General features: G+C 43.8%; 23 protein-coding genes and 1 tRNA gene. 19 read left to right on the forward strand and 5 right to left on the reverse strand.

The window, feature by feature from the left end; all coding sequences use genetic code 11:
- Positions 1–86: 86 nt before the first annotated feature.
- The 3 genes from PQO05_RS09770 to PQO05_RS09780 all read left to right on the forward strand — a co-directional run bounded on the left by PQO05_RS09770 (position 87) and on the right by PQO05_RS09780 (position 4676).
- Positions 87–1568, forward strand: a complete 1482-nt coding sequence (locus tag PQO05_RS09770; protein WP_273632560.1) for a xylulokinase — start codon at positions 87–89, stop codon at positions 1566–1568.
- A 39-nt stretch (positions 1569–1607) separates the two neighbouring features.
- Positions 1608–2939, forward strand: a complete 1332-nt coding sequence (gene xylA, locus PQO05_RS09775) for a xylose isomerase (protein WP_273632562.1) — start codon at positions 1608–1610, stop codon at positions 2937–2939.
- 66 nt (positions 2940–3005) lie between these two features.
- Positions 3006–4676 carry a sodium/sugar symporter gene (locus PQO05_RS09780; RefSeq protein WP_273632564.1) on the forward strand — a complete coding sequence of 557 codons (1671 nt, stop codon included), beginning with the start codon at positions 3006–3008 and terminating at the stop codon, positions 4674–4676.
- A 251-nt stretch (positions 4677–4927) separates the two neighbouring features.
- On the opposite strand, the gene PQO05_RS09785 is transcribed toward PQO05_RS09780, so the two are convergent.
- From PQO05_RS09785 to PQO05_RS09795, 3 genes are all read right to left on the reverse strand, one after another.
- Positions 4928–5674, reverse strand: a complete 747-nt coding sequence (locus PQO05_RS09785; RefSeq protein WP_273632566.1) for an SDR family NAD(P)-dependent oxidoreductase — start codon at positions 5672–5674, stop codon at positions 4928–4930.
- Positions 5658–6728, reverse strand: a complete 1071-nt coding sequence (locus tag PQO05_RS09790; protein ID WP_273632568.1) for a LacI family DNA-binding transcriptional regulator — start codon at positions 6726–6728, stop codon at positions 5658–5660. The genes PQO05_RS09785 and PQO05_RS09790 overlap by 17 nt, the downstream gene beginning before the upstream one ends.
- 81 nt (positions 6729–6809) lie before the next feature.
- A complete protein-coding gene (locus PQO05_RS09795) occupies positions 6810–8474 on the reverse strand; it encodes a glycoside hydrolase family 43 protein (protein WP_273632570.1) in 1665 nt (554 codons plus the stop codon).
- 106 nt (positions 8475–8580) lie between these two features.
- Here PQO05_RS09795 and uxuA point away from each other — a divergent pair, with 106 nt between their 5' ends.
- Together uxuA and PQO05_RS09805 are read left to right on the forward strand one after the other, a co-directional pair.
- Positions 8581–9774 carry a mannonate dehydratase gene (uxuA, locus tag PQO05_RS09800; RefSeq protein WP_273632571.1) on the forward strand — a complete coding sequence of 398 codons (1194 nt, stop codon included), beginning with the start codon at positions 8581–8583 and terminating at the stop codon, positions 9772–9774.
- Positions 9775–9860: 86 nt separating this feature from the next.
- Complete coding sequence (locus PQO05_RS09805; RefSeq protein WP_273632573.1) at positions 9861–10931, forward strand: glycoside hydrolase family 43 protein; 1071 nt, start codon at positions 9861–9863, stop codon at positions 10929–10931.
- Between the two features lie 62 nt (positions 10932–10993).
- On the opposite strand, the gene PQO05_RS09810 is transcribed toward PQO05_RS09805, so the two are convergent.
- Positions 10994–11629: an HAD family hydrolase gene (locus PQO05_RS09810; protein WP_273632575.1), complete on the reverse strand. Its 636-nt coding sequence runs from the start codon at positions 11627–11629 to the stop codon at positions 10994–10996.
- Between the two features lie 65 nt (positions 11630–11694).
- Between PQO05_RS09810 and PQO05_RS09815 the strand changes: the two genes are divergently transcribed.
- The 3 genes from PQO05_RS09815 to PQO05_RS09825 all read left to right on the forward strand — a co-directional run bounded on the left by PQO05_RS09815 (position 11695) and on the right by PQO05_RS09825 (position 13692).
- A tRNA-Ile gene (locus tag PQO05_RS09815) sits at positions 11695–11768 on the forward strand.
- Between the two features lie 294 nt (positions 11769–12062).
- A complete protein-coding gene (locus PQO05_RS09820; protein ID WP_273632577.1) occupies positions 12063–13286 on the forward strand; it encodes a site-specific integrase in 1224 nt (407 codons plus the stop codon).
- Positions 13287–13419: 133 nt separating this feature from the next.
- A complete protein-coding gene (locus tag PQO05_RS09825; RefSeq protein WP_273632579.1) occupies positions 13420–13692 on the forward strand; it encodes a hypothetical protein in 273 nt (90 codons plus the stop codon).
- A 6-nt stretch (positions 13693–13698) separates the two neighbouring features.
- Here the strand turns inward: PQO05_RS09825 and PQO05_RS09830 are convergent, their stop codons facing one another.
- Complete coding sequence (locus PQO05_RS09830; protein WP_273632581.1) at positions 13699–14007, reverse strand: protein NO VEIN domain-containing protein; 309 nt, start codon at positions 14005–14007, stop codon at positions 13699–13701.
- Positions 14008–14332: 325 nt separating this feature from the next.
- Here PQO05_RS09830 and PQO05_RS09835 point away from each other — a divergent pair, with 325 nt between their 5' ends.
- The 11 genes from PQO05_RS09835 to PQO05_RS09885 all read left to right on the forward strand — a co-directional run bounded on the left by PQO05_RS09835 (position 14333) and on the right by PQO05_RS09885 (position 23228).
- Positions 14333–14989 carry a DNA polymerase domain-containing protein gene (locus tag PQO05_RS09835; RefSeq protein ID WP_337943084.1) on the forward strand — a complete coding sequence of 219 codons (657 nt, stop codon included), beginning with the start codon at positions 14333–14335 and terminating at the stop codon, positions 14987–14989.
- Between the two features lie 262 nt (positions 14990–15251).
- Positions 15252–16238 (forward strand): SDR family oxidoreductase, encoded by a 987-nt coding sequence (locus tag PQO05_RS09840; RefSeq protein WP_273632583.1) that lies wholly within the window; start codon positions 15252–15254, stop codon positions 16236–16238.
- A 23-nt stretch (positions 16239–16261) separates the two neighbouring features.
- The gene (locus PQO05_RS09845; protein ID WP_273632585.1) at positions 16262–17182 is read left to right on the forward strand and encodes a helix-turn-helix domain-containing protein; all 921 of its coding nucleotides are present in this window, start codon (positions 16262–16264) and stop codon (positions 17180–17182) included.
- A gap of 142 nt (positions 17183–17324) precedes the next feature.
- A complete protein-coding gene (locus PQO05_RS09850; RefSeq protein WP_273632587.1) occupies positions 17325–17690 on the forward strand; it encodes a DUF1330 domain-containing protein in 366 nt (121 codons plus the stop codon).
- 16 nt (positions 17691–17706) lie between these two features.
- Positions 17707–17955 carry a cyclic nucleotide-binding domain-containing protein gene (locus PQO05_RS09855; protein WP_273632589.1) on the forward strand — a complete coding sequence of 83 codons (249 nt, stop codon included), beginning with the start codon at positions 17707–17709 and terminating at the stop codon, positions 17953–17955.
- On the forward strand, positions 17952–18281 hold the full coding sequence (locus PQO05_RS09860) for a Crp/Fnr family transcriptional regulator (protein WP_273632592.1): 330 nt from the start codon (positions 17952–17954) through the stop codon (positions 18279–18281). The genes PQO05_RS09855 and PQO05_RS09860 overlap by 4 nt, the downstream gene beginning before the upstream one ends.
- Positions 18282–18323: 42 nt before the next feature.
- Positions 18324–19166, forward strand: a complete 843-nt coding sequence (locus PQO05_RS09865; RefSeq protein WP_273632594.1) for a helix-turn-helix domain-containing protein — start codon at positions 18324–18326, stop codon at positions 19164–19166.
- A 63-nt stretch (positions 19167–19229) separates the two neighbouring features.
- A complete protein-coding gene (locus PQO05_RS09870) occupies positions 19230–20075 on the forward strand; it encodes an NAD-dependent epimerase/dehydratase family protein (protein WP_273632596.1) in 846 nt (281 codons plus the stop codon).
- A gap of 34 nt (positions 20076–20109) precedes the next feature.
- Complete coding sequence (locus tag PQO05_RS09875; RefSeq protein WP_273632598.1) at positions 20110–20613, forward strand: class I SAM-dependent methyltransferase; 504 nt, start codon at positions 20110–20112, stop codon at positions 20611–20613.
- Between the two features lie 49 nt (positions 20614–20662).
- The gene (locus PQO05_RS09880; RefSeq protein WP_273632600.1) at positions 20663–21196 is read left to right on the forward strand and encodes a hypothetical protein; all 534 of its coding nucleotides are present in this window, start codon (positions 20663–20665) and stop codon (positions 21194–21196) included.
- 535 nt (positions 21197–21731) lie between these two features.
- Positions 21732–23228 carry a hypothetical protein gene (locus PQO05_RS09885; RefSeq protein WP_273632602.1) on the forward strand — a complete coding sequence of 499 codons (1497 nt, stop codon included), beginning with the start codon at positions 21732–21734 and terminating at the stop codon, positions 23226–23228.
- The last annotated feature ends 12 nt before the right edge of the window (positions 23229–23240 follow it).

Below are 23240 nucleotides of genomic sequence, written 5' to 3' on the forward strand. Positions count from 1 at the left end.
AATTTCAACAATCGATTGCATATTCAAAAATTAATTTAATTTCGTTGATTACTAATGCAGTTTTAAACCTGTTATAAACCAAAAATATGTTATTGTTAGGAATCGATATCGGAACTTCGTCTGTTAAGGTTTCTGTTGTTGACGCAGCTACGCAGCAAGCAGTGGCTACGGCACAATACCCCGATACAGAATCGCCGATAAAGTCGCTGCAGTCGGGCTGGGCAGAGCAATCGCCGTCGATGTGGTGGGATCAAACTCAAAAAGCCATCCAAATTGCCAATCAAAGCGGCAGCTATAATCCGCAGGATATTGGCGCTATTGGTATTGCCTACCAAATGCATGGTTTGGTACTGGTTGATAAAGATCAAAATGTTTTGCGCGACAGTATTATCTGGTGCGATAGTCGCGCGGTTGAGATAGGCAATAAAGCATTTGAAACCATAGGTGAGGAGCATTGCCTCGCACACCTGCTTAATTCGCCAGGAAACTTCACAGCATCAAAACTGGCCTGGGTTAAAGAAAATGAGCCTGAGGTTTATGCACAAATAGCCAAGTTTATGCTGCCCGGCGATTTTATCGGTATGAAATTAACCGGTAGTATCACCAGTTCGGTATCATCACTATCAGAAGGCGTTTTCTACGATTTTGTAAACGGAACGCTTTCCGAAGATATCATCAATTATTTCGGGTTCAGTAAAGATCTGTTCCCTGAGATACTACCTGTGTTTTCAGAACATGGCTATGTTACGGAAAAAGTTGCACAATTATTGGGTTTAAAAGCAGGCATTCCGCTTACTTATAAAGCAGGCGATCAGCCTAATAATGCCTTATCGTTAAATGTATTGCAACCTGGCGAGGTGGCTGCTACAGCAGGTACATCCGGTGTTATTTATGGTGTGAGTGATGAACTGACTTACGATCAGCAATCGCGTGTAAACACCTTCGCCCACGTTAATTATGCCGAAGAGCAGAAACGTTTAGGCGTACTGCTTTGCATCAACGGTACGGGCAGCTTAAACCGCTGGGCTAAAAACTTGTTTGGCTCGGCCATCAGCTACAAGGAAATGAATGATCTGGCACAAAGTATCCCGGTTGGCAGCGATGGACTGCGCATTTTGCCTTTTGGTAATGGTGCAGAGCGGATGCTCAATAACAAACTGGTAGGTGTGCATTTTCATAACATCGATCTTAATCTGCATACACAGGCACATATTTTCCGTGCGGTGCAGGAGGGGATAGCTTTTGCTTTCCGTTACGGGTTGGACATTATGCGTGAGAACGGCATGTCGCCATCTATCATCAGGGCGGGTAAAGCCAACCTATTTTTAAGCGATGTTTTCGCCCAAAGCTTTGTAAATGTTACGGGCGTACCTGTAGAACTTTATAAAAACGATGGCAGCGTTGGGGCGGCATTAGGTGCAGGCATAGGGGCCAGAACTTATAAAACAGAGGCTGAAGCTTTTGCCAATATGAAGCCAATTCAGCTGATACAACCTAACGGCGAAAACATGGAAACCATTTACCAGGAGTGGAAAACGCTGCTAGAACGACAACTCGAGATCTTATAAAAAACATATTATTTACAACGAATCCAATTTTTTTACAACATGTCAAATATTATTACAGGAGAAAAAGAATTTTTTAAAGGTATAGGCGCGATAGCTTACGAGGGGCCACAAAGTGATAACCCATTTGCCTTTAGATGGTACGATGCCAACAAGGTTATTGCAGGCAAAACCATGCAAGATCACCTGCGTTTTGCAGTGGCTTACTGGCACTCGTTTGTAGGTAACGGCGGTGATCCGTTTGGCGAGCCAACACACATCCACCCTTGGGATGCTAAAGCTGATGCGGTTGAACGCGCTAAAGATAAAATGGATGCAGCGTTTGAATTTATTACCAAACTGGGCCTTAAATACTACTGTTTCCATGATGTAGATGTGGTTGATTATACCAATGATATTAAAGAAAACGAGCGTCGTTTAAACGCGCTGGTTGAGTATGCTAAAGAAAAACAAGCCGCCAGTGGTGTTAAATTACTTTGGGGTACTGCCAACCTGTTCTCTCACCGCCGTTATATGAATGGTGCTTCAACCAATCCAGATTTTCATGTATTGGCTCATGGTGGTGCACAGGTTAAAGCTGCATTGGATGCTACAATTGCTCTGGGTGGCGAAAACTACGTATTCTGGGGTGGCCGTGAAGGTTATATGTCGTTGCTAAATACCAACATGAAACGCGAGCAGGAGCATTTTGCTAAATTTTTGCACACAGCTAAAGACTATGCCCGCAAACAAGGCTTTAAAGGTACTTTCTTTATCGAACCAAAACCTTGCGAGCCAACTAAACACCAATATGATTATGATGCGGCTACCGTACTGGGTTTCCTGCAGAAATATGATCTGTTGAACGACTTTAAACTGAACCTGGAAGTTAACCACGCTACACTGGCAGGCCATACTTTCCAGCACGAGTTACAGGTTGCTGCTGATGCCGGTTTATTGGGTTCTATCGATGCTAACCGCGGCGATAACCAGAATGGCTGGGATACAGATCAGTTCCCTAATGACATTAACGAGATCACAGAATCAATGCTGATTATTCTGGAAGCCGGTGGTTTACAAGGTGGTGGTATTAATTTCGATGCCAAGATCCGTCGTAACTCAACCGATCCTCAGGATTTATTTTATGCACACATTGGTGGTATCGACATTTTTGCACGTGCACTGACTATTGCCGATAACATCCTGCAAAAATCTGATTACAAAAAGATCCGTACCGAAAGATACGCTTCATTTGATGGTGGAAAAGGTAAAGAATTTGAAGAAGGTAAACTGACATTGGAAGACCTGCGCAACTTCGCAGCAGAAAATGGTGAACCTGCCACAATTAGTGGAAAACAAGAATACCTTGAAAATTTGATTAATCGGTTTATATAATTATAATTGTCAACCAGACAAATTTAAACCAAGTCCTAACCAGACAATTAAACCTAAGTATAAAAAATGAATAGACTATCCAACAGCGATTACGTCGTATTTTTCGTGTATTTTATTATCGTAGCCAGCTACGGTTTTTGGGTGTACAAGCGCAAACACAATGCCGATGCCACCTCTAAGGATTACTTTTTGGCCGAAGGGTCACTCACCTGGTGGGCTATCGGCGCTTCGCTTATTGCCTCCAATATTTCGGCCGAGCAAATGATCGGTATGAGTGGTTCTGGTTTTAAGATGGGCTTGGCCATAGCAACTTATGAGTGGATGGCCGCTATTACCCTCATTATCGTAGCCGTATTTTTTATTCCTGTTTACCTCAAGAATAAAATTTTTACCATGCCGCAATTCCTTTCGCAAAGGTATAATGGCACCGTTGCTATGATTATGGCTATCTTTTGGCTGCTGTTGTATATTGTTGTTAACCTTACCTCAATTTTATACTTAGGTGCTTTGGCCGTAAATTCTATATCCGGTATTAATTTCCAGGTTTGTTTATGGGGACTGGCCATTTTCGCTATCATCATTACACTGGGCGGTATGAAAGTGATCGGTTTTACCGATGTTATCCAGGTTTTCTTCCTGATACTGGGTGGTTTGGTAACTACCTATATCGCTTTGAACCAGGTAGCTACACACTTTGGCCAAACCGGTGTGCTTAACGGCTTTAGTTTGATGATGAATAAGGCGAACGATCACTTCCACATGATATTGAAGAAGGATAACCCAAGTTATATGGACTTGCCGGGCCTCACTGTACTGTTAGGCGGTATGTGGATTGTGAACCTTAACTATTGGGGTTGTAACCAGTACATTACCCAACGTGCATTGGGCGCTAACTTAAAAACTGCACGTGGAGGTATCCTCTTTGCTGCCTGTTTAAAATTACTGATGCCTGTTATTGTGGTATTGCCGGGTATTGCGGCTTATGTGCTTTACAAGCAAGATTTGTTCCACGCAGACTTGATCCAAGGCGGCGAGGTTAACCCGGATAGGGCGTATCCTGTATTATTAAACCTGTTACCTGCCGGTTTAAAAGGTTTATCATTTGCAGCTTTAACAGCAGCGGTAGTAGCTTCATTAGCGGGTAAAGCCAATAGTATTGCTACCATTTTTACGCTTGATGTTTATAAGAAAGCAATTAACCCTGCCGCTACCGATAAAAGTTTGGTAACAACAGGTAAAATTGCCGTGGTTGTTGCCATGGTACTGGGTATCATCATTTCGCCTTTTTTAGGTATCGATAAAAAAGGTGGTTTCCAGTACATACAAGAGTATACAGGTTTTGTATCGCCGGGTATATTTGCCATGTTTATCCTGGGCTTCTTCTGGAAAAAAACTACATCATCTGCTGCAGTGTTCAGCGCGGTTGGTGGTTTCATCCTGTCGGTATTCTTTAAGTTTTTACCAACGTTTGCTAATCTTGCTTTCCTGGCACCAACGGGTTTCTCTAAAAAGAGTGACGCAGGTATTTATGAAATCCCATTCCTTGACCGTATGGGTTTTGTATTCCTGATCTGCGTTGTGGGTATGTATATCATTTCGATGATAGAAAATGCCCGCGGCGTTAAAGCCAATGGCTTAGAAATAGATAGCAGCATGTTTAAAACTAACAGGGCATTTACCGCCGGAGCTTTAATTTTATGCGGAATTATTGTGGCATTATACTCTATCTTTTGGTAGAGGGTCAATTAGTTAATTTGTCGATTTGTCAATTAGCTAATGAGAAGAATCGATTTGTTGATGAGTTTATTTGTTGATTTGCCGTCAATGAAGAGAGTACTAAATTAAAAAGGCGTCCTAATGGACGCCTTTTTAATTTATAAGAAAATGGGTGTCATGCTGAGCTCCGTCGAAGCATGGTGGGCAGGCCTCTGCGCGCGACACTTCGACGGAGCTCAGTGTGACAAGCCATTTATTAACAAATTGCCGAATTAAAACCCCACCGAGTTTCCACCATCTACCGGTAACACCACACCAGTAATGTATTTGGCCGCGTCTGATGCCAGGAATAACACCGCATCGGCAATATCTTCGGGCACACCCAGTTTACCCATTGGGGTGCGTGATAATACTTTTTGTTTGCGTGCAGGATCATTATCCAATGCCTTGGCCGACATATCTGTAGCAATAAAACCGGGTGCTACACAGTTAACCCGGATGCCCTGCGGTGAAAGTTCGGTAGCCATAGCGCGTGTCATCCCCTCAATGGCCGATTTAGTGGCCGTGTAAGCAATTACATAAGGGATGCCGTATTGCGATGCCATGGAGCTGATATTGACGATAGAACCGCTGCCAACAATGGTCATTTGCTTTACAATTTCGCGGCTTAACACAAACACCGAAGTAAGATTGGTTTGTATAATGCCTTGAAAATCGTCGTTACTTACCTCAGCAAAAGGTTTTTTCATGTTGATGCCCGCGTTGTTTACCAGTATATCAGGCACGCCATGTTCGGCAATAATTTCATTAACAAGGTTCGGTATAGATTCGATCTGGCTCAGGTCGCAGACTTTATAAACACAAAGTTCGCCGAAGGCTTTGGCAGCTGCCTGTAACTTGCTTTCATCGCGGCCAACTATAATGGTTTTAATACCTGCTTCAGTGAATTTTTTGGTGGTTGCCAGGCCTAAGCCAGAGGCGCCACCGGTTATTATTGCTGTTTTAGCTTTGAGGTTCATTTAAAGTATTATTAGGGGAATTATGATTGCCGCGGAGCGATGATTCGCGCACAATCAGTTCGTATTTAAGTATTAAGCTATGGGCAGGCTCAAGCTCATCTTTGCTCATCAAGCGACTAATCATTTGTTTGGCGGCCACTTCGCCCATTTCGTAGCCCTTGTAATTAATGGTAGTCAAGTTGGGTTCTATTACACAGGTAAGCGGGTCGTTGTTAAAACCTGCGAAAGCCATATCAGCAGGTAAGCTAATGCCGTTCTTTTTTAGTGTTTGCATACAGCTTACAGCACAAATATCATTGGCAGAAAATACGCCATCGGGTAGGGGATCCATTTGTAAGATATGGTTGGCTGCCTCGTGCCCGGCCTCGCTGCTCAGGTTGTTAATGATCACCAGGTCGTCGTTAAACTCAATGCCGTTATCTTCCAGTGCCTTTCTGTAACCTGCTAAACGATCGGCATAAACCTTACGTAACTGGCTGGCCGTAATATGTACAATGCGCTTAGATCCCTGTTTAATAAGGTGCGAGGTTATTTCGTAACCTGCCTTATAATTATCAATATAGATTTGCGGACAAGCATCCTGTTCAAAAACCCGGTCGAAAAATATGATCGGGATATTGCGTTTAATAAAAGGTTCGAAGTGATCGATATTGGTGGTATCATAAGCCAGCGAAACCATCAACCCATCAACCCGGTTAACCAGCATCGCATTAGCATTTGATATTTCCTTGGTCATGGTTTCGAGCGATTGGCTGATGAAGAGATTGTAGCCGTTATTATTCAAAACCTTCTCGATACCGGCAATAACATCAGACATGAAATTACTGTTCAGTCTCGGCACAATAAGCCCGATGATATTGCTACTTTTTTTACGCAAATTACTGGCGAACGAGTTGGAGCGGTAGCCCATTTCGGCAGCCGTTTTAATGATCAACTTTTTGGTGTTTTTATTAACCCGTGGATGATCTTTCAGGGCGCGGCTCACCGTAGCTGCAGAAATATTCAGCTTGTCGGCTATGTCATAAATCGTTGTTTCTTTTTCTCCACCCATCATGATCTGTTTTTGGTGTATCAGATAAATATAAAATTAATTAAGAGCTAAATTTAAACGTTAATAATCGATTGTTGAATCCTGTTATTGTTTGTATACTGTATCATTCCCCTTATAATCGAGCCATTTAAATAATGCTTTGTTGGTTGAGATCTTACCAGATGACGTAGTGTACAAGCCAAATAAGGAGCCTGTAAAGCCACCTGCTTCCTTAGTGCTTAAAAATTTACCATCCATCTGTGTACCCAATGCTTTCCATTGATTTTGCTCGATAGCATATTCGAAAGTGTACTGATCGTTTTTGGCATTAATGCGGAACGAAACAGGTTTGTTGCTAACTAATGTGCGTTCTTCTGTAACCAATACCATATTCTTATTCTGCTGATCTCCTTTAAAGAGCTGGATAACCGGCTCATGCTTACTATTGACAGATTTGCAGATATAATAGAAGTGAAATTCATTAGCCAAAATAATTAGGCCGGCTTTCTCATTTTCGGCCGTGGCGTTAAATGCTATCTCGGTACTGGCCGAACAGATTAAATGTTGCTGCCTGCGACCGATGAAAGCAGGGTTACCGTTTTCCATGCAAGTCTCAGGTTTAAGATTGATAGTTAAACCATCCTTTCCTGTTTTGTACCAGGTAGTATCAAGCGTCCGCAGAAATAATAGCGATTGTGGGATACCTGTTTTGAAATCTATTCTTTCTGCAAAATTGCCATGTAAAAAAGGGCCATTGCCTAATGGTTTTTTGCCCGCAAATGGCACTGCGTAAGTATGCTGCACTTCGGCAAAGCCGGGATTAATAATTGGCCAGTCGTTCTGCCATTTTACAGGTGCCATAAAGGTTTCGCGGCCGGTATTGTAATAATCGCCTTCATAAGGGCGTACACCTAAAAATATAGCATAGGTATTGCCATCGGGGCCTTGTACTAAATCTGCATGCCCGGTTGATGTGACCGGATTTTTCCTGTTGGGGTCTAAATCGCGTTGGGTTAAAATGGGGTTATGCTCGTAAGGTATATAAGGCCCTGTAACCGATTTGCTTCTGAAAATAACTTCAGAATGGTTAACTGATGTGCCGCCTTCGGCAGCCATCAAATAATAATACCCATTGTGTTTATAGATATGCGGGCCTTCAATCCAAACAGGTTTCTTAGTAATATCAACCCCGCCGTTTACCAGTTGGATTTCAGCACCTAAAGTTTTAAGATTTACAGGATCAAATTCATACATCCTGATAGTACGGTGGCCCTCATATAAGGGTTTATTGTCGGGTGCATCGCTGTTGTAAACGATATAAGCTTTGTTATCATCAAAAAATAAAGATGGATCAATACCTTTTGCATCGGGCAACGCAACGGGATTACTCCAGGGTCCTGCGGGATTTTTAGCCGTAACTACAAAGTTGCCAAGATGATCAATATCGGTACAGGTAACATAATAAAGCCCGTTATGGTAATTAATGGCAGGGGCAAACAGGCCGCGTGTTAAACGCTCGTCCATAAAATCCATTTGCGATGGCTTACTGATTACGTTTCCTATTTGTTTCCAGTTGACCAGATCATCACTTTTAAAAACAGGAATGCCGGGGAAGAAAGCGAAGGTTGAATTAATGAGGTAATAACTTTTACCATCAAAGCAAATGCTGGGATCGGGATAAAAACCTGCCAGTATAGGATTCACTATTTTGCTTTGTGCATTACAAAACAAAGTACAAAATAGCAGGATAGAAGAGATGCTTACTTTCATTTAATTTGGCCTTGCTGAAAAGGGATATAATTGTGCTACTAATTTATAAAATAATACAATCGATTGCGCAAATTTATACATTTGTTTAAACCAATATTATAAATTGATGATAATCCCAGATTTAGAGCAAACTTTCCGCTGGTTCGGGCCTTCAGATCCGGTTAGTTTACAGGCTATTAGGCAAACCGGTGCAACCGGCATAGTATCAGCCTTACACCATATTCCATGCGGTGATGTGTGGACGATAGAAGAAATTAACACCCGTAAAGCCATAATTGAAAATGCAGGCTTTAGATGGAGAGTGGTTGAAAGCGTTAATATACATGAAAGTATAAAACTCGGCCGTGCAGAGCGCGAACAGTATATTGAGAACTACATTGTTACCTTACAAAACCTGGCAGAAGCTGGTATAGACACTGTTTGCTACAATTTTATGCCCGTGCTGGATTGGACGCGTACCCATCTCGATTACAGACTGCCTAATAATGCATCAGCCTTGCGATATGAAGCTGCTGCTGTAGTTGCATTCGACCTATATATATTAGAACGACCGGAAGCTTTCAACGAGTTTACCCCGCAACAACAATTAGAAGCCAAAAGTTATCTGGATGGCTTAACAGCAGAAGAAAAAGAACTGTTAACCAATACTATTTTAGCAGGCTTGCCCGGTACAGATGAGGTGTTTACCATTCCGGAATTTAAAGAATATCTGAAAAAATACAGCGAAACAGATAGCGCTGCCTTGCAACAAAATCTGTTTTATTTTTTAAGAGCCATTATTCCGCATGCCGAGAAATTGGGTATTAAGATGTGCATCCACCCAGACGACCCACCATTTCCGATTCTGGGTTTGCCGAGAGTGGCATCAACAGAGACGGATTTAAAAGCTATTGTAGAAGCCTGCCCGTCAACAAGTAATGGTATTACGCTTTGTACAGGCTCACTGGGTGCCAGGGGTGACAATGATATTCCTGGCATCATTTCCCGTTTAGGCGAGCATATCCACTTTTTACATCTCCGTAATGTGAAAAGGGAGGTTTCAGGTAGTTTCTATGAAGCTGATCACTTAAATGGAAGTACCGATATGTACGCCGTGATGAAGGCGATTGTAACTGAACAATTGAAAAGGAAAGAACAGGGTAGAAGTGATATTGCCATCCCTATGCGCCCTGATCACGGCCATAAAATATTGGACGATTATAATTATGATACTTATCCCGGTTATTCGGTAATTGGCCGTTTAAAAGGCCTGGCAGAGTTACGCGGATTGGAGATGGGGATTAAAAGATCATTGATATAAAATGCATTTGACAGGCAATAAATATTTCTATATTTACAATCGATTGCATAGCCTCAATTATTAATAAACCGATATTATTCCTAATTATGAAAAGAAGATCATCAGCAGTATTGCTCTGCGCTGTATTTGCCTTAGGTGCAGGTAAATTGCAGGCGCAAAACAAGCCGAAAGTAAAATACCTTTCGGAACCCCTAATCAAATCTATTTATACAGCCGACCCATCGGCACATGTTTTTAACGGAAAGATTTACATTTATCCATCGCATGATATTGATGCAGGTATAGCCGAAAATGATAACGGTGACCACTTCGCCATGCGTGATTACCATATTTTGTCGCTCGATAGGATAGGTGGGCCTGTTACCGATCATGGTGTAGCGTTGGATATTAAGGATATTCCCTGGGCCGGTCGTCAGCTTTGGGCGCCCGATGCTGCTTATAAAAACGGTACCTATTATCTGTACTTCCCTGTAAAGGATAAGAATGACATTTTCAGGATAGGGGTAGCTACGTCTAAGAATCCTGCTGGCCCGTTTAAAGCACAACCCAAGCCAATTCCGGGTAGCTTTAGTATTGACCCTGCTGTATTTACTGATACAGATGGCAGCACCTATATGTACTTTGGTGGGATCTGGGGCGGCCAGCTACAGAGATGGGCTACCGGTAAATATGATGCCAACGGCTCTAAAACAGATTTAATGCACGATGATGAACCTGCCCTAACCTGCAAGGTAGCCAAATTAAAAGGCAACATGCTGGAGTTTGACGGCAAGGTAAAAGATGTGGTAATTGTTGATGCCGCAGGCAAACCTCTATTAACTAAAGACCATGATCGCCGTTTCTTTGAAGGATCATGGATGCATAAGTATAAAGGCAAATATTATTTCACCTATTCAACTGGTGACACACATTTGTTGGCATACGCTATAGGCAATAACCCCTGGGGGCCGTTTGTTTATAAAGGTGTGTTTATGAAACCCGTACAAGGCTGGACAACTCACCACTCGATAGTAGAATTTAAAGGTAAATGGTATATATTTTACCATGATACCGAACTATCCGGCAAAACCCATTTACGGAATGTGAAGGTTACCGAGTTGCATCACAACGCAGACGGTTCTATACAAATGGTAGATACCTACACAGAGGCGAAATAATTGCAGAACGATATGAAAAAGCCGGTTAGATCATTGATTTAACCGGCTTTTTTATTTTAGGATTAATCTAATAACCCGTTTCGTTTAAAATAAGCCTGGATGGTATCAGGTGCAGTCATTAAAAAGGTATTGATACCTAACTGTTGTGCAGCTGCCAAATGCTGCGGACTATCATCAATAAATAGCGTTTCCTCGGGCTTCAGGTTGTTCTCTTCGAGTACTTGTTTAAATATCGCTAATTCAGGTTTGCGTTTGCCTGTTAAGTGTGAGTAATACGCTTTCTCAAATAAGTGATTGTTATTATCGAACCCGAAATCACGTTTCAGGTATTTCATGATAAAATTGTAGTGGATATCGTTAATATTACTGAGCAGGAAAGTGCGGTATTTGTCTTTCAGCTTCAATAATAAATCGTGATTACCATCGGCAACGCCAACCAAAATACTGTTCCATGCATCATCAATCTGCTGATCGGTAAGGTTAGGGTTGCCGATTTTTTCACGAACACGATCCCTGAACTCTGCTGAAGTGATCTGCCCGCGGTCGAAAAGATCAAAAATAGGGTCTTGCTGCAGGTGACCGAAAAACTCATCTACGTTATTAATACCCAATGTTTTGAATGAAGCTTGTACACGTTTAAAATCAATACTAAATATAACGTTACCGTAGTCGAAGATGATATTTTTGATGTTTTGCATATTTGATTTGGCTAATTGAGCGCAAATATGTAAAATTGCACCCGGAAAAACACAACAAAATTCCGGCGCCTATAGCTCAGTCGGTTAGAGTAGAAGACTCATAATCTTTTGGTCCCTGGTTCGAGCCCAGGTGGGCGCACAAATCCGACTCTGGCGAGGCGGTAGAACCCCTTAAATCATTGATTTAAGGGGTTTTTTCATTAATTATCCCCTTACCAACCCTTTGTAAAGCCTAAGTTCTCGTTACCTATCCGACTACCTGTTTTTTGTTTTTAACTTAGGTAACACAAACCCATTCAATAAATTGAATTACAGTTTGTTACAGCGATAAAAGTTGCTTTTCTAAATGGCTTATGTTGCATTTGTGTTACCTATTGTGTTACCTAAAAACGGGATGAAGTATGAAACATTTAAAACTTAAAAATTAAATTTTATGCAAACATCACAGTCGTTCGGCATTCATTTTACCACCCGTCCAGACAAAGCCAAAGACGGAAAAGAACCAATTTATGCCTGCGTGACGGTAAACCGTCAACGCGCTTACATCGCTTTGAAGCAAAATGTTGACCCTAAAAATTGGGATGGCGGTAAAGGTGCCGCCAAAGGGAATAAGGAGGAAGTCAAATCCATTAACAATTACCTGGAGGAAGTAAGGCTTGCCATTGGCAATAGCTACAAAGAACTTCAGATCAAAAGGAAAATGTTATCAGCAAAGGCAGTAAAAGACCTATACCTTGGGGAAGAAGCCCAGGTTTATTCTTTGAGCCGTCTTATAACGTACCATAACGAAACTTCTACTGAAGACTTAAAGTGGAGCACACTTAAACATTATTATGTCACCCAACGGTATTTGGTGAAGTTTCTGGAAGCTCAATTTAATGCTACGGATATTTACTTACATCAGTTAGACTATAAGTTTGTAAAAGATTTTGAGGTGTTTCTCCGCACCCATAAACCTAAAGACCACCAGCAGCCACTAAATAATAATGGTGTAATGAAGCATATAATCAGGCTCAAGAAAATGACTAATCTGGCATTGAACTTACAATGGATTAACAACGATCCCTTTGCCACATACAAATTGAAGATTTTAAAAGTTAACCGTGAACAATTATCTGAAAAGGAATTGGCGGACATGGAAAAGAAAAAGCTGTCAATTGCCAGGCTGGATATGGTACGGGATATGTTTGTCTTTTGTTGCTATACGGGTTTGTCCTATGTAGATATGATCAACTTAACGCCGGCTCACATCATTGCCGGTAGCGACGGCGAACGATGGATTAGGACTTGCCGTGAAAAGACACTAATACCTGTTAATGTACCGCTACTTCCACCAGCACTAAATATTTTGGATAAATACGAGGATAACATAAGATCACTTTCGGATGGCCGGGTATTTCCTACAGTATCTAATCAAAAGGTCAATAGTTATTTAAAGGAGATAGCCGACTTATGCAATATCACCAAAAAGGTGACCTTTCATATTGCCAGGCACACGTTTGCAACTACTGTTACACTTTCAAATGGTGTACCGATTGAAACCGTGAGTAAGATTTTGGGCCATACTAAAATTACAACTACTCAAATATATGCGAGAGTTGTAGAAAGGAAATTAAAAGAAGATATGCGAAACCTTCAAGAACGGTTAGGACATTAATCTACTTTGTACTGATAAAGACCGCTAAATGAAGTTAAATCATTTAGCGGTTAATATCTTTTACCTTAAAAAAATGAAAGCATTGACACTTATAGTCAACGGAATAGAACTGAAAAAATAAATAAATTTGAATATGCAAGAAGTAATCATAACTCCAACCAACGTTGGACAAATATGTAAGATAATAATGCCTTTGGACGATGAGAACGCAGAAGACGTTTACATAATTTCGGAAGATCCAAAATTGTACGATCTGGAAGACAGTATCTATGTGGTTAACCTCAAAGATTTACAACGCAACAGTAACGCTCCGCAATTTACTCCCCAAATTGCTATCGCCAAAGGGGATTTAAAAGTAGTGGCTGAAGACTTAGAGCAAATTATTCTTTCTTGGAACCACAGTTAAAAAAAATCACTTTAAACTAAACCTAATCTTTTCAATTCTTTGATCCCATACTTCTTCTTTCATAAGAACTTCAGAATGGGGATTTTGAATTATCGTGGGAATATAATCTATATCATTGATTTTTAAACGATCAACTAAATACAGGTAATAATCGTGCTTTTTAATTCGCGCAATATCAATTTCATTTCTTGACCAAAAAAAATATGGTTGACCATTGAAAGATTTAACTTCTATGAATCGATCATTACTTATTGATTCCTCTGTGTTAAAGGACGCGATATCATAACCCTCTGCTACTGAATATTCTGCTACCAATCTATTGGTTTATTACCATTTAATCGTTCATGTTCAAATTTCAAAACAAATCTTTCCGCCTCCTCACCAAATAGTTGCTGTTGCTCTAACGAAGTTTTTAATTCTTCAACGCCTATTTTCCTTTTTTTTATTTCAGGTAATATCGTCTTATCAAAGAGTTTCTTATACCTGGAATTGATAATGAACTTTTTTATTTCAAGAGTAGGATGGATTTTAATTACTTTAAAATCAATTAGTAATTGTTTGAAACATGCGTATTTCAAACCGAAAGCGCTGTAAGTAATTTGAATTGTGTGATAAATTATATCATAGGAGATGTGATCATGTGACCGATGAAGGCAAAGTGACCAAATATTTAGTAGGTACAGATGAGGCCAGCCTGCTCTGGATGAATTCATTAGGCTGCATCGAGATCAATCCCTGGTTCAGCCGGGCTGAAACACCGGATAATCCCGATTACTGCGTGATCGATCTTGACCCGGATAAACACACTTATGATCAGGTCGTCGAAGCCGCAAGGATAACCAAAGATATACTGGACGCCATTGATGTCCCCAGCTATCCCAAAACTTCCGGCTCTACGGGCATGCACATTTACATTCCGCTGGAAGCAAAATATACTTACCAGCAATCACAGCTCTTTGCCAATATCATTGTCAAGCTGGTGCACAGACAAATACCCGACTATACCAGCCTGGAGCGCAGCATTGCCGCTCGAAATGGTAAAATGTACCTGGACTTTCTACAGAACCGCCCCGGTGCCACGATTGCCGGGCCATATTCGCTGCGCCCCAAACCCGGCGCGACCGTGTCCATGCCGCTGAGTTGGGACGAAGTGAAGCCTGGTTTAACCACCCAGCATTTCAACATTCACAACGCCCTTGGCCGCCTCAAAGAGACGGGAGACTTGTTCCACGGCGTACTAGGCGAAGGCATCGATCTGGAAAAAACACTCAAAAAAGCACAAACCGTCTTTAAATAAGCACTATGAAACTCTTCAAAAAATATCATCGGCGGTTTAGCCGGGGGCGTTATCCAGATCACGCACGGTAGCATTGGCCTTCCAGCCTTTAGCCTGATATAAAAATCGTTTTCATCGTTTTATGATTATTTGTTCAGCACGAAGGTGCCCGCAAGTAACCGACCATATTTCCGTTATGAGTTTAGTTGTTTTCAAATACACACGTGAGGATAAGGGTAATCCCACAGGTACCATTGATCTTAATTGCTATTCATTAGGATAATTGATCAGTTACGCGGGGATCTTTTATACGGATCCGGCTAAATCAAAAGCAGATTTGGCTAAATCCCGCAAGCCAAAACGGGTCATCTTTGTTCATCAAAACAGAAGACTTATGAAAGTATTTGTTACCGGAGCCACTGGCTTCATCGGAACTGCCATCGTGCAGGAATTATTAAGTGCAGGGCACGAGGTGCTTGGGCTGGCGCGCTCGGAAGCATCAGCCCAAAAACTAATTGATGCAGGTGCAGAAGTGCTGCGCGGCGACCTGGAAGACCTGGAAAGTTTACGTACCGGCGCCGCACAGGCAGACGGCGTGATCCATGCCGGTTTTATCCATGATTTTAACCGTTTCGCGGAAGTCTGCGAAGTAGACAAGGTAGCCATCCAAACCATTGGCGCGGTATTGGCAGGTTCGGGCCGCCCCTTTATCGTTACTTCAGGTACGGCATTGGTCAGCCCGGGACAACTGGCGACGGAGGATATCAAACCGCCGGTCAACCCGGCCTGGCCGCGGGCTTCGGAGCAAACAGGTGATGCTGTTGGTGCAGCCTCGGTACGCTTGTCGCCTTCGGTGCATGGTGAGGGGGATCATCATGGCTTCGTGCCGATCCTGGTGAAGACCGCCCGCGAGAAAGGCTTTTCGGCTTATATCGGCGAAGGCCAAAACCGCTGGAATGCGGTGCACCGTTTAGATGCGGCCAGGCTATTTCGTTTGGCTTTAGAGAATGCGGAACCCGGCATGCGTTATCATGCTTCGGCGGAAGAGGCGATCACGGTGAAAGCTATTGCCGAAGCCATCGGTAAACAACTGGGCCTGCCGGTAAGGTCGATTAACCCGGAAGCAGCCGCCGAGCATTTTGGCTGGTTCGCGCATATGGCGGGCATCGACTGCCCTTCATCAAGTGAGTGGACCCGGCAAACCCTGAACTGGCAACCAACGCATCCGACCTTGCTGGCTGATATTGAGAACGGCATGTATACCCAATAAAAAATAAACGTAAATTTAGCGTTATGAGCAACCCGCAGCTTTTCAAGTTTAAAACGATCACGGAATACCACCGGGCTGCGGGCCTGCCCAAGCCGGCGCACCCGCTGATCAGTGTCGTTCATATGGAGGACATGAAGAAGCCGCTCATCGAAGGGCCTTATAGCATCATTTATGATTTCTATTCGATCGCGATGAAAAGAATGCCGGGCGTAAAGTTCAAATACGGCCAGCAGGCCAGCGATTTCGATGAAGGTGTTTTGTTCTTTATGGCCCCCGGCCAGGTTTTTGGCGTTGAGCTGGAAAAGGGCGCGGTTCACCGGCCCGAAGGCTGGATGATCCTGATCCACCCGGACTTCTTATGGAATACGCCACTGGCCAAAACCATCCGGCAATACGAGTTTTTTTCCTATTCGGTCCACGAAGCGCTTTTCTTAGCCGATAAGGAGGAAGGCATGCTGAACAGTATTGCGCAAAACATCGAGCAGGAATACCAGGCCAATATCGATCGGTTCAGCGGCAGCGTGATCATCGCGCAGCTGGAACTCCTGCTGACGTATTCGGAGCGTTTTTACCAGCGCCAGTTCATTACCCGGAAGATCGCCAGTCATGAACTTTTGACGCGCCTGGAGGATGTATTAACCGGCTACTTCAACAGCGGTGCTTTAGCTAAACAGGGTTTACCCAGTGTTACCTATATTGCCGAAACATTACATATCTCGCCGGGGTATTTAAGCGGCTTACTCAAATCACTGACCGGTCAAAGCACCCAGCAGCACTTGCATGATAAACTGATCGAACTGGCCAAGGAAAAACTCTCGACAACGAACCTGTCGGTCAGCGAGATCGCCTATGAGCTGGGTTTTGAGCACCTGCAATCTTTCAGTAAACTGTTCAAGACCAAGACCAGCGTCTCACCGTTGGAATTCCGCCATTCGTTTAATTAAGCCGGCCTGCCAAATCGCGTCCCTGTTGGTCAGGAAACGTACCTCACTGATCGAAAGATATACGTCATTCGTTTGGAAATACTTTTTTAAAACCTTCAACTAGTTGAACTTTTTTGTTACCCGGCGGGGCGACCTTTGTGTTATGGAAAATAGAAAGACAGTGGTAAAGATCCCGGAAACCGTGCCAGGCACAGGACCGGTACTGATGGTGAACATGCTTAAATTTGCGGACCGTCGCTTGTACCTGGAAGAATACCTCCCGGCATTTAACCAAGTGGTGAAAACGTTGGGGCTGGAAGCCAAAGTAAACCTCGCGACCAACGCATTAGCCAGCGTCGTAGCGGATGAAGGTGAGGAATGGGACGCCATTGCCATCGTAGAGTATGCCAGCGCCGAAACATTTCTGACCGTGGCGCGAAGCGAGGCTTACCATGAAATAGCCGAACCGCTGCGGTTGGCTGCTACCGCCAAGCTCAAACTGTACATGACGCGGCGGTTTGACTTGTAATTTCTTACTTTAGCCTATGCACCAGCTGATCCTGAACAATTTTGCCATGCACATAGCGCTTGCCCTTGAAGAACAGGAGCAGGCGCTTGCCTTCTTTCAACTCAAAGAAGTGAAAAAGCGCAGCTGGCTGCTGCAGGCGGGAGAAACCGACCGCTACATCTACTTTGTAAAGCGCGGCTGCCTGCGCATGTTTTATACAGATAAGAGCGGTGAAGGCCACATCATCGGTTTTACCCGGAAAACTGGTGGGTCTGCGATATTGTGAGCTTTTTTAATGCAAGACCCTCAGCAAACGCCATTCAGGCGCTGGAAGACAGCGAGGTGTACTATATCTCGCTTCCCAGCCTGGAAGAATTATTCGAAACCATCCCGAAGTTCGAGCGCTTTTTCCGTATCCTCAGCCAAAATGGCTTCGAGCTGTACGAGCGTCGCATTACCTCTCAACTCTACAAAACCGCCGAGGAACGCTACCTTGAGTTCCGTAAGCGTTACCCGGACTTGGAGCAACGCATCGCCCAAAAACAGATCGCCTGTTATTTGGGCATCACGCCGGCGTTCTTAAGCATGATGCGCAAGGAAAGCGGCGTGTGAGCTGATTCCATCAATAAAGTTTGATTTGCGTAACTTTGGCGGATGATAGATGAAATACCGGGCGTCAATATGGCCGATCTTCGGCTGCAGGGCTTCAAAGTACATACACTACCAGCTTACGTCGATGTACCGGCAGTGCATGGCCGCCGGGATTTTTATAAAATGGGCCTGATCACCGGCGAAATGACCATCGGTTATGGCGATGAAGTATTAGAACTGCGGGATACCGTATTATTTTTTGTTAACCCCCGTGTGCCCCGTTCGCTGCTGCGCCGTTCTCGGTCAACCGCAGGCTACGCCTGTATTTTCACCGATGCTTTTATGCCGGCCATCGTCAAGAAGTCGCCCTTGTTTAACGCCGGGCAGAACCCGCTTATCCGGTTAAATAGCGAACAGGCTGCTTTTATGACGGGCATTTTCCAAAAGATGCTGGCCGCGCGGGACGGCGACTATGCCTATAAGGGCGACTTGATCAAAAGCTGTATCGAACTGATCATTCATGAGGCTTTGTCGATACAGCCCCCTGTGCAGCAACCGTTCAACGGTGCTGCGCGGATGACGCATTTATTTATGGACTTGCTGGAAAGACAGTTCCCCATCGAGCATACCGCCGAACCGCTCCGGCTGCGGACGGCCCAGGACTTTGCGGCAAAGCTGGCGGTGCATATCAATTACCTCAACCGGGCTGTGAAAACGGTTACCGGCAAACCCACCTCGATACATATCGCGGAGCGCATCGTGGCCGAGGCTAAGGCGCTTTTACAGCATACCGACTGGAGCGTTGCGGATATTGCTTATGCGCTGGGTTTTGCTTACCCTACTTACTTCAACAACTTTTTCAAGCGGCTAACGGGCCTTACGCCTAAATCCCTGCGCAAGGTTTGATAATCATAATATTTGGTTTGATTATCGTTTAAACAGCGCCTGCATTAACCCGATCTTTGGGTTATGAAGATTTTAGTTACCGGGGCTACCGGCAAGGTCGGCAGTCGCTTCGTTCCGCGTTTATTAGCCAAAGGTTATGACGTGCGTATTTTGGTTCGTGACGCGTCTAAGGCAGTTGCATTAGCGGAAATTGGCGCCGAGGTCGTGACCGGAGACCTTTTTGATGCAGCCAGTTTAACGCCCGCTTTAGCAGACGTAGACGCGGTAATCCATTTGGCGGCATTGTTCCGCACGTTTACCGATAACGAAGGGATTATCAGGACCAACCATGAAGGATCCATCGCGCTGGGCGATGCGGCAGTGGCCGCGGGTGTCAAACGTTTTGTGTTTGTCAGTACCAGCAATGTGTATGGTTCCGGCTACGGGCACCCGGCAAGGGAGGACGATCCGGTGAATAGCAATGACCCGAGGCCGTACGCTTCCAGCAAGATCGCGGCCGAGCAGGAGCTGTTAAAGGCAGCAATGGATGTGCGCGTCCTGCGTTTAGGCTTTGTTTATGGGGATAAAGACCCGCATATCGAAGAGATCATTCCGCTGCTCAAAAAGATGAAACGCCACTCCGGCTCGCGCATGCACATGGTGCACCATTTGGATGTGGCCCAGGCTTTGATCATGCTGCTGGAACGCGACGGTTTGAACGGGGAGATCTTCAATATCGCAGATGATGCGCCGATCACCTTGTATGAACTGGCCGATTCCGTGGGGAAGGCTGCGGATACTTTTGAGGTCCCGGAAGCGCCGCTGGCTGACCCCTTTGAAGGTATTACTGATATTTCTAAATTACGCGGGACAGGTTTCCGGTTATTGGTGCCCAGTTATTACGTGGCGCGCGACCTGGATATTTTGTAAAGGCAAAAGAAAAGTATTCGGTATCTTCGGTTCAATGACCCACGAGGAAGCTGTTTCATTCATCAAAAATGCTGTTAAAGGCAACCAGCTGCAATACTGGGCCGACCTGGGCTGCGGCAACGGCACTTTTACGCGGGCCTTAGCGGAATTATTGCCGGAGGGGAGCCCTATCACCGCGGTTGACCGGGAAAGACAGCGCCTGGATATCGACAGAGTTAATTTTGTCCGGGCGGACTTTGTAAAGGACAATCTTCAGCTCGAGGAACTCGACGGCATTTTGATCGCCAATGCCTTGCATTATGTGGCGGATAAAGCCGCTTTGATCACCCGGCTTGAACCCCAGTTTAGCGCTCAGCCTTGTTTTATTATCATCGAATACGACACGGACCGGCGTAATCCCTGGGTACCTTATCCCATCCCTTTTGACAAACTGAAATTGCTTTTCGCGTTGCTGGGCTACCAACGTGTGAGCAGGGTCAGTGAACGCCGCTCCGCCTACGGGTCCGGTAATATGTACTGCGCGCTGATCCAAAAATAGCGCCGCCGCAATATAAAACACAAAGGCTTGCACAGCTGTTATCTTAAATATGAAACCACATCGTTTTCTCACAGGCGCGCTGTTGTTGGCAGCCGTATACGCTTCAGCGCAAAGCAAAAAACCGGCTTGTTCTTGTCCTGATGGAAACATCGCCGGCACGTTCGGTATCGGGCATCAGCATATATTCGTGGTCTGTGGCTCCAAAGACGCAACCACCTTCAAAGGCCGAACCGTTTTTTCTGAATTTTCGCTTTCGTTATGCGGCGCAGCGCAACCCCTTAACCGCTGGGGCGCCGACCAGCTTTGTCAGATCCATATCAAAGCAGATACCTTGCTGGTAGAAGAACTGGTTAGCTTACCCGCTGGCTCCGCAGCAACCGAACAGCTTGTATTATGGCGCACCGATCATATTTATTTTACACGCGGCAAAGTCACGCAACGGATGTCGATCAACCGGGACCTTCCGAGATTTACGCCAGGGCAGATCGCCGCTACGCTGGCATCCTACGGCAAAACACCCAATGTCAATAACGAGCAAACGATCCCTAAAGTCGAGATTCATTTAGTAATTCAGATAGCTTGAGTTTTGAGTTAAATATCCTGCCAATAAATTCAGTAGTTTTTAGAACATTGTTTGTGATTTAACCTGACACTTTATCGCTTATTCAGGCCTTATAAGTTGTTCTGTTAGTGTCCAATTGTCTGTTGAGCTATTTTTTTCAGGTCATACTTTTGAGAATAACAGAAATTTCAGGTTAAAATATTCCGTTTTAGTTTAAAACTGATAATTTTTTTAGTAATTTTCACTTTTTTTTAAAAAAAATAATTAAATATTTTAATTTAAATTGATTAATCCTAAATTGTGTTTAATTAAAAGTTATCACAGAAACATTTTTAGACCTAATACCCCTATGAACCCGATCACAACATTTTTTCGAACCCCGTTTAATTTTCACTCCTCAACGGGATTGCTTCCTGATTTTTTATACTAAAAAGGGAACAAAAAGCTTCTAAGTTTTAGCATATATAACTAGCCTTTGGGCTCGTATAAAACCGTTATGGCCTAATGGCCAGGTTATCCAGCAAATCACATAATTAATTATACTAAATCCTTATTCATGAAAAATTTCAAAAAACCATTTTTGAGTATTCTGACTTGCACAGCCCTTTTCACAGGATGTAAAAAAGAAGAAAAATTACAAATCGCGCCTAACATTGTTAAAGTTAAGGACAGCCCAAACTACAATTTTCCTTGGTATAGCGCGTCGACAATGCCCGTTTCTGCCAGTGCAACACCAGTTTCAATGCCATGGCAAAGTCAATCCGGATCGCCGATTGATGCCTCAATCGTTAGTGACTATCAGCAAAGTGATGGATGGCAACTGGTTTATGACACATTTAACACCACTGTGATACCGACAGCTTCCGGTCAACCTGCAGGAGGTCTTTATTTTGCGCTTTATAATGTATACAGAGGATTGCTTCGTTTTTACTTATACATTCCGCCTTCTTATATTTCCAATAATAGTGATATAGAACATGGGTTGGCCATATCTTCCAATACTAATACAACATCTAAAATGCTGAATTTCGAAGGGGGAGATATCGTCGATCCATCCGGTAATATTAGTGATTTTGTAAAAACCAACAATAATCCTGTTGCCTACGGGGGCGGCTGGTATGCTATGCAGTATGAAATTGCCTATGATCCTAATTTTGCTTCAACTTCATATCCCGGTCTCGGTTTCACCTGGCACTCCAAAACAGTAAGCATTTCTCAAATTAACTTAAATGGCACCCAGCAGGGGACTATATCTGGAAACATTACTCAAAAATCGTCTGGATTTAATTGGGCTGGCGCCATAGTAAATGGAATTATTGGAGCCGCAGAAATTTATGGTACTGCGGGGCTTAGCCTACTTGGAACAATGTCGGCAAATATGACCAGCGCCGCCACAGGGGGATTGGCTGGAAATATAACTGGGCTGTTAAGCGGTATATTTGGAGGAAACAGCGGAAATACACAAGAAGTTGACCTTAAAATGAATTCCGCGATTTCATTGAATGGAACAATAACCGGCAGTCAACCACTTACACCTAATAATCTCGTAGTACCGGGACAGACAATTGCCAATACTGTTGGCGCGCCTACACCGATATATCAATCTCCATTAGGAGTTTTCAATTTTCCAAGTAAGCCTGTAGTACATATTACAAGCACAAAAACAACAGCGCCTAGCTCATGGGATGGACCATCTAATGCTTATTACGTCAACAGGCTCACAATAGATCCGACATTTTTAAGTTCCATACAGAAAAATCCCGCAGTTATTGCAGGAAGTTCGACCGTTCCCGCAGCAACCATTACAGTGCAGAACGCTGAAATCTTGTTGGAGAATTTTGATGCAAGCAGTTCGTTTTACAATTATACTGAATCAACTGAAGCAGTATCAAACCTGACTTTGGTGAAAAATACAACCATAGACGGTGGTAAAATGGCCGCGACAGCCGCAACGGCATTGGTTAGGGTGACAGTTGCTGTTACACCGAATAATACCACAACGCCCCCCGTTACAATAGTCAAAACATTTTTAGCAACACTTTCCAATCCATAACAATTGTAGCCT

The organism is Mucilaginibacter jinjuensis (genome assembly GCF_028596025.1).
Taxonomy (GTDB): domain Bacteria; phylum Bacteroidota; class Bacteroidia; order Sphingobacteriales; family Sphingobacteriaceae; genus Mucilaginibacter; species Mucilaginibacter jinjuensis.

What these genes read in the sequence shown, in the direction of transcription:
- PQO05_RS09780 (WP_273632564.1), top strand. Translation starts at nt 3,006, where the DNA reads ATGAATAGACTATCCAACAGCGATTACGTCGTATTTTTCGTGTATTTT.
- PQO05_RS09870 (WP_273632596.1), top strand. Translation starts at nt 19,230, where the DNA reads ATGAAGATTTTAGTTACCGGGGCTACCGGCAAGGTCGGCAGTCGCTTC.
- PQO05_RS09850 (WP_273632587.1), top strand. Translation starts at nt 17,325, where the DNA reads ATGGAAAATAGAAAGACAGTGGTAAAGATCCCGGAAACCGTGCCAGGC.
- PQO05_RS09865 (WP_273632594.1), top strand. Translation starts at nt 18,324, where the DNA reads ATGATAGATGAAATACCGGGCGTCAATATGGCCGATCTTCGGCTGCAG.
- PQO05_RS09845 (WP_273632585.1), top strand. Translation starts at nt 16,262, where the DNA reads ATGAGCAACCCGCAGCTTTTCAAGTTTAAAACGATCACGGAATACCAC.
- PQO05_RS09810 (WP_273632575.1), bottom strand. Translation starts at nt 11,629, where the DNA reads ATGCAAAACATCAAAAATATCATCTTCGACTACGGTAACGTTATATTT.
- PQO05_RS09885 (WP_273632602.1), top strand. Translation starts at nt 21,732, where the DNA reads ATGAAAAATTTCAAAAAACCATTTTTGAGTATTCTGACTTGCACAGCC.
- PQO05_RS09805 (WP_273632573.1), top strand. Translation starts at nt 9,861, where the DNA reads ATGAAAAGAAGATCATCAGCAGTATTGCTCTGCGCTGTATTTGCCTTA.
- PQO05_RS09785 (WP_273632566.1), bottom strand. Translation starts at nt 5,674, where the DNA reads ATGAACCTCAAAGCTAAAACAGCAATAATAACCGGTGGCGCCTCTGGC.
- uxuA (WP_273632571.1), top strand. Translation starts at nt 8,581, where the DNA reads ATGATAATCCCAGATTTAGAGCAAACTTTCCGCTGGTTCGGGCCTTCA.
- xylA (WP_273632562.1), top strand. Translation starts at nt 1,608, where the DNA reads ATGTCAAATATTATTACAGGAGAAAAAGAATTTTTTAAAGGTATAGGC.
- PQO05_RS09825 (WP_273632579.1), top strand. Translation starts at nt 13,420, where the DNA reads ATGCAAGAAGTAATCATAACTCCAACCAACGTTGGACAAATATGTAAG.
- PQO05_RS09790 (WP_273632568.1), bottom strand. Translation starts at nt 6,728, where the DNA reads ATGATGGGTGGAGAAAAAGAAACAACGATTTATGACATAGCCGACAAG.
- PQO05_RS09820 (WP_273632577.1), top strand. Translation starts at nt 12,063, where the DNA reads ATGCAAACATCACAGTCGTTCGGCATTCATTTTACCACCCGTCCAGAC.
- PQO05_RS09795 (WP_273632570.1), bottom strand. Translation starts at nt 8,474, where the DNA reads ATGAAAGTAAGCATCTCTTCTATCCTGCTATTTTGTACTTTGTTTTGT.
- PQO05_RS09875 (WP_273632598.1), top strand. Translation starts at nt 20,110, where the DNA reads ATGACCCACGAGGAAGCTGTTTCATTCATCAAAAATGCTGTTAAAGGC.
- PQO05_RS09770 (WP_273632560.1), top strand. Translation starts at nt 87, where the DNA reads ATGTTATTGTTAGGAATCGATATCGGAACTTCGTCTGTTAAGGTTTCT.
- PQO05_RS09855 (WP_273632589.1), top strand. Translation starts at nt 17,707, where the DNA reads ATGCACCAGCTGATCCTGAACAATTTTGCCATGCACATAGCGCTTGCC.
- PQO05_RS09880 (WP_273632600.1), top strand. Translation starts at nt 20,663, where the DNA reads ATGAAACCACATCGTTTTCTCACAGGCGCGCTGTTGTTGGCAGCCGTA.